At 34.7% G+C, this 5,488-nt stretch carries 8 protein-coding genes; 6 read left to right on the top strand and 2 right to left on the bottom strand.

Features of this window, described 5'->3' with window-relative positions; genetic code table 11:
- A partial coding sequence (locus tag FFR48_RS24825; protein ID WP_137669208.1) for a superoxide dismutase occupies positions 1-509 on the top strand: 509 nt, incomplete at its 5' end.
- Between the two features lie 131 nt (positions 510-640).
- Here FFR48_RS24825 and rsmG read toward each other — a convergent pair.
- A complete protein-coding gene (rsmG, locus tag FFR48_RS24820; RefSeq protein ID WP_137669207.1) occupies positions 641-1,390 on the bottom strand; it encodes a 16S rRNA (guanine(527)-N(7))-methyltransferase RsmG in 750 nt (249 codons plus the stop codon).
- Between the two features lie 83 nt (positions 1,391-1,473).
- Positions 1,474-2,145, bottom strand: a complete 672-nt coding sequence (locus FFR48_RS24815; protein ID WP_096571929.1) for an ABC transporter ATP-binding protein — start codon at positions 2,143-2,145, stop codon at positions 1,474-1,476.
- A 299-nt stretch (positions 2,146-2,444) separates the two neighbouring features.
- On the opposite strand from FFR48_RS24815, the gene FFR48_RS24810 reads away from it, so the two are divergent.
- The 5 genes from FFR48_RS24810 to FFR48_RS24790 all read left to right on the top strand — a co-directional run.
- Positions 2,445-3,353 carry a Sll0314/Alr1548 family TPR repeat-containing protein gene (locus tag FFR48_RS24810; protein WP_137669206.1) on the top strand — a complete coding sequence of 303 codons (909 nt, stop codon included), beginning with the start codon at positions 2,445-2,447 and terminating at the stop codon, positions 3,351-3,353.
- A gap of 105 nt (positions 3,354-3,458) precedes the next feature.
- Entirely contained in the window at positions 3,459-3,911 is a 453-nt protein-coding gene (locus tag FFR48_RS24805; protein WP_096571927.1) for a DUF3531 family protein, read from the top strand.
- A gap of 30 nt (positions 3,912-3,941) precedes the next feature.
- Positions 3,942-4,373 carry an NUDIX hydrolase gene (locus FFR48_RS24800; protein ID WP_137669205.1) on the top strand — a complete coding sequence of 144 codons (432 nt, stop codon included), beginning with the start codon at positions 3,942-3,944 and terminating at the stop codon, positions 4,371-4,373.
- 89 nt (positions 4,374-4,462) lie between these two features.
- Positions 4,463-5,029: a Uma2 family endonuclease gene (locus tag FFR48_RS24795; RefSeq protein ID WP_137669204.1), complete on the top strand. Its 567-nt coding sequence runs from the start codon at positions 4,463-4,465 to the stop codon at positions 5,027-5,029.
- A gap of 57 nt (positions 5,030-5,086) precedes the next feature.
- Positions 5,087-5,488: Uma2 family endonuclease (locus tag FFR48_RS24790; RefSeq protein WP_137669203.1), on the top strand; the 402-nt coding region annotated here is incomplete at its 3' end.

The raw sequence follows: 5,488 nt of genomic DNA, 5'->3' as shown, positions 1-5,488 counted from the left end.
ACTTAAATAAAGCTTTGGACAAATACCCAGAACTGAAAAACAAAACTGTTGAACAACTACTGCAAAATCTGGATAATGTCCCCGCAGATATTAGAACTACAGTCAGAAATAATGGTGGTGGTCATGTTAACCATTCAATGTTTTGGAAAATCATGAAACCTAATGGTGGTGGTGAACCAACTAGAGAAATAGCAACTGCAATTAATGATAATTTTGGCAGTTTCGCAGATTTCAAAAAGCAGTTTAATGAAGCTGGTGGTGGTCGTTTTGGTAGCGGTTGGGTTTGGTTAGTTCGCAATAAAAATGGTAAGTTAGAAATTACAACTACTGCAAATCAAGATAGTCCTTTAATGGAAGGTAAATATCCCATTTTTGGTAATGATGTTTGGGAACACGCTTATTATTTAAAATATCAAAATCGTCGTCCTGAATATTTAGATGCTTGGTGGAATGTGGTTAACTGGGATGAAATTAATCAACGGTTTGCAGATGCAAGTAAAATAGAGTAATTCGTAATTCATAATAATTCATAATTCATAATTGGTAATTGATTTATAAACACAACCAATTACCAATCACCAATCACCAATCACCAATCACCAATCACCAATCACCAATCACCAATTACCCATTACCTAATTTACAAAGGTTTTTGTGTTGGTATACCCACAGGACGAGGAAAACTCACAGGTGTATGTTTCACCTTCCTTAAATATAAACAATGACGAATACTATTACTTAAAGGAGTGGTAAACTCATCAATTAATTCAACTTCTCCCCCTAAATGATATACCGCATTTTCTAAACTTTGATTTTCTTCCTTTGTCCAACTTCCCCGATAAATAACTGCTAAACCACCTTTTTTCACTAAAGGTAAACTATATTCAGCACAAGCAGAAACACTACCCACTGCACGAATCACAGCTAAATCATAATTTTCTCGATGTTTACTTTCCTGTCCAATTTCTTCCACCCTCCCGACAATTGTTTTCGCATTGATAAGAGGAAGATCCGTTAAAACAGAGTCAATAAAATTAATTTTTTTGCGAGTAGAATCTAACAAAGTCACCTGAGAATTAGGGAAAATAATCGAAATTGGTAAACCAGGAAAACCAGCACCAGTACCAATATCAATTACGGATGCACCTGGATGAAGAGAATCAATAAAATGCTGTTTTGGTGCAACTCCCCTTAACGAATCCCAAAGATGTTTTTCCCAAAATTCTGACGCTTCAGTAATGCGCGTTAAATTCACATAATGATTAGCTTCAATAACCAATTCATAGAGTTTTTGTAATTGATTTTGTTGGTCATTTGTTGGTTGCCAATTTAACGTTTCTTGCCAAACTTCCACCATTTCAGGTAAACTAAAGACGGACTCTAAACTCATATTCACTCAATTAATTATCTCAAAATCTTTGCGTTCTTCTCTGCGACTCTGCGTGAAACTTTTTAAGTTTTAATTCAAATGTTTCACTTCCCAACTGTTTCTGCAATTTTCTTTTCTAAAGTTTTAGGATCAACAGATTCCAAAACACCATGATTTAAAGTCCAACAACTGTCCGCTATTGGTAACATATCCCCTGCATCATGTGTAACAACTAATAAAGTCCAATCTTTTTTCAATTTTGCTAATAAATTTATTAATTGACGACGAATAGACCAATCTAAACCGGCTGTAGGTTCATCTAATAATAATAAATTTGGTTGGCGAATTAATTGAACTGCTAAAGCTAAACGTCTTTGTTGTCCACCGCTTAAAGCATGGGGTGAGGTAGAAAATGATAAATGATCTAATCCTACTTCTCTGAGTGCTTGATGAACTCGTTCTGTACCTAATTCGGGATGTCCTAAACGCAATTCTTCCAAAATTGTACCACCGCAAAAGTGCCTTTCGGGAAATTGAAAGACAATTCCCGCTAATTGTTGCAGTTGTTCTGATATTAGTGGTTGTTCTCTCCAAAATGCAGCACCGGAGGTAGGTTCAACTAATCCTGATAAAATTTCTAATAAGGTGCTTTTACCAGAACCACTAGGACCTATGACTAAACCTAGCTGCTGTGGTGGTAATTCCAGGTTAATAGATTTAAGAATTGCTGTGGGACAAGCTGTGGGGTGATAAGTTAGATTTCTGAGATAAAGCATTTGTTAAAATTACCAGATAGTCAGCGAACAACTGATGAACAACTGATGGACTAAAAGCAAAGTTACGTAACCAAAACCTGATCCAGCAGCAACAAACATTCAACTTTTTCTATTTTGACAGAATTACACAAAAAAAAATCGCTACAATCAGCGAGGAAACCTGATGAATTTTCAATAGTCTAGATAAATTCGATTTTTTTGGATTTTTTTGCTAAGACAGAAGCGTTTTTTGGTTAAGCATTTTTTGATTTTAAGTAATACATAAGACAAGTTCAACCGTAATAATTCTGTGTTTTATTATGTCTAAACATTTTTTAGGATTTCCTCTGGTTTCTACAGTTGCTTTTGCTACTACGTTAATCTTAAATTTGTGGGTAAATCCCTCATTAGCGGGTGATCCATTTCGCAGTAGTGAACCTCATAAAATTGGCGATCGCACGGAAGCAGCGTTTAAAGCGATTTTCCAACAGGGAGATTATTCCGCAGCAGAGGATCACCTGAAAAAAGCGATCGCTGATGAACCCGATGAACCTTTAGCTTATGCTTTAAAAGCATCTTTAGCTTATACTAATCAAGATTTAGTAGGATTGGAAAAGTACAGCAAAAAGACTTTAGAAGCTGGACAAAAATTGATTGCTACTAACCAATTACGTGGTAATTTATACACTGGAGTAGGCAATTTTTTAGAAGGTGCTGTCATTATTACCCGTGAAGGTACGGTTAATGGTGCATCAAAGGCATTTACTAGGTTAACAAAAGTGTATGAATACTTAGATAGAGCAGAAGCCATTAATGCCAATGATCCAGAGTTAAATTTAATTAAAGGCTATATGAACTTAATGTTAGCCGTTAACTTGCCTTTCATTAGTCCTGATCAAGCGATTGAACAACTGGAACAAAATGCAGCACCTGGATATTTAGTAGATAGGGGTATTGCTTTAGCGTATCGGGATTTAAAAAAATATCCCCAAGCATTAAAATATGTGGATCGTGCTTTGAAAAACACCTCTGACAACCCAGAAATTTATTATCTCAAAGCGCAAATACTGTATTTACAAGGTAACAAGGAAAAAAGTCAGAATGTGGTTAAAGAAGCGATCGCATATTTTGAGAAAGCGTTAACCAAAAAATCCCAACTTCCTGCTAGTCTAGTCAAACAAATTGAATCCGAACGCAACCAGGCTAAAAACCGACTCAATAATATATGATGATTTAGTCATTAGGAAAGAAGGGAACAGGGAACAGGGAACAGATAATTATTTATTCTCTTTCCCAATCACCAATCACCAATCACCAATCACCAATCACCAAAAATGTACATTCAATTCCGCGAATTTAATCCCTTTGACGTTTGGTTCTGGATCAAATTTAGTACCATTCCTTCCCAACAAGAAAAACAATATGTAGAAGAAGTATTTAACTCTTGGTTTTATTTGGGTAAACTAGGAGGGTTCAACGCTGAAAACTTGCAAGTTCAAGAAACAGGTTTGGATTTAAGCTACATGGATTATGATAACCAAGGTTATGATCAAAGTATGTTAGCTTTAATGCACAACATGGGTGAATTTGAATATGAAGGAAAATGGGGAAGATGCTGGTTTGATTTAGGAACAAGTGATGCGATCGCCTTAGATATTCTCATCAACGCACTATCTCAATTAAGTGAAGAATACGTCACCATAGAAGCATTATATTTAGGTGGTGAAAACGAAGATTGGCCAGTAGAAGATAGTGAAACTCGCGCTTATTCCCTTTACGATAATTAATCATTCAAATAACAACAATTACTCACAACAATGAATCAACCAGGTGAAATTAGAGTCATAGTTTTAGCATTAATTAAAGATGGTGACAGAATCTTTGTTTCTGAAGGATATGATCCGACAAAGCAATCAACATTTTATCGTGCTTTAGGTGGAGGAGTAGAATTTGGTGAAACCAGTCGCATAGCATTGGAACGAGAATTTCAAGAAGAAATACAAGCTGATTTAACCAACATTCGTTATTTAAGTTGTATCGAAAACCTGTTTATATTCGATGGTAAACAAGGACATGAAATCATCCAACTTTATCAATGCGACTTTGCAGATCCGAAATTTTACCAAATTGAAAGTTTAACCTTTTCCGAAACACCAGAAAAGAAACATCGTGCTTTATGGGTAGAAATTGAAAAGTTTAAATCAGGAGAACTAAGATTAGTACCAGAAGTCTTTTTTGATTATTTGTAAACTCAGATCCCCGACTTCTTGGAAAAGTTGGGGATCTATTTCAAGAAATGATATAATTAACAAATAACATCAACTAACGAGAGTGAACTATGTCTACTAAACTATTAACCAGACGTTTCACAGTTGAACAATATCATCAAATGAATGCAGCAGGAATTTTAACAGAAGATGATAGAGTAGAATTAATTAACGGAGAAATTATTGAAATGTCACCAATAGGAAGAAGACACGCAAGTTGTGTAAGAAGATTAATTAGTACATTGTCTCAATTGTTGCTTCCATTAGCAATAGTTGATTCTCAAAACCCCATAACTTTAGATAATTTTTCCGAACCGCAACCAGACATAGCATTACTTAAACCCCATGAAGATTTTTATGAATCTGCACATCCTCAACCATCGGATGTATTATTATTAATAGAAGTTGCAGATAGTAGTTTTGAATATGATCGAGATATCAAAATTCCTCTTTATGCAGCTAATGGTATTATAGAAGTTTGGTTAGTTGATATCATCGAACAAAAAATCATCGTTTATCGTCAGCTTACAGAAAATGGATATAGTCAAATCACAACCTTTCAACGTGGTGAAATTCTAGATATCCTCGCATTTCCTGAAATTAAAATTACCGTTGATAGCATTTTAGGAACAAAATAATTATAGAAACAAATTATAGAAATAATTAACCAATATCATCAACAAAGAGAGTGAACTATGTCTACGAAATTATTAACCAGACGTTTCACAGTTGAACAATATCATCAAATGAATGCAGCAGGAATTTTAACAGAAGATGATAGAGTAGAATTAATTAATGGAGAAATAATTGAAATGTCACCGATAGGAAGAAAACACGCATCTTGTGTCAATCGTTTAAACTCTCTTTTTTCACAGTTACTAGGTAAAAAAGTAATTGTTGCTGTACAAAACCCCATAACTTTAGATAATTTTTCCGAACCCCAACCAGACATAGCATTACTTAAACCCCGTGAAGATTTTTATGAATCTGCACATCCTCAACCATCGGATGTATTATTATTAATAGAAGTTGCAGATAGTAGTTTTGAATATGATCGAGATATCAAAATTCCTCTTTATGCAGCTAATGGTATTATA

This window comes from Sphaerospermopsis reniformis (assembly GCF_005402885.1).
GTDB lineage: Bacteria > Cyanobacteriota > Cyanobacteriia > Cyanobacteriales > Nostocaceae > Sphaerospermopsis > Sphaerospermopsis kisseleviana.
Note: the sequence above shows the minus strand (reverse complement) of the source record. Positions and strands in the feature narration are given on the sequence as shown.

What these genes read in the sequence shown, in the direction of transcription:
- FFR48_RS24795 (WP_137669204.1), top strand. Translation starts at nt 4,463, where the DNA reads ATGTCTACTAAACTATTAACCAGACGTTTCACAGTTGAACAATATCAT.
- FFR48_RS24815 (WP_096571929.1), bottom strand. Translation starts at nt 2,145, where the DNA reads ATGCTTTATCTCAGAAATCTAACTTATCACCCCACAGCTTGTCCCACA.
- FFR48_RS24810 (WP_137669206.1), top strand. Translation starts at nt 2,445, where the DNA reads ATGTCTAAACATTTTTTAGGATTTCCTCTGGTTTCTACAGTTGCTTTT.
- FFR48_RS24805 (WP_096571927.1), top strand. Translation starts at nt 3,459, where the DNA reads ATGTACATTCAATTCCGCGAATTTAATCCCTTTGACGTTTGGTTCTGG.
- rsmG (WP_137669207.1), bottom strand. Translation starts at nt 1,390, where the DNA reads ATGAGTTTAGAGTCCGTCTTTAGTTTACCTGAAATGGTGGAAGTTTGG.
- FFR48_RS24800 (WP_137669205.1), top strand. Translation starts at nt 3,942, where the DNA reads ATGAATCAACCAGGTGAAATTAGAGTCATAGTTTTAGCATTAATTAAA.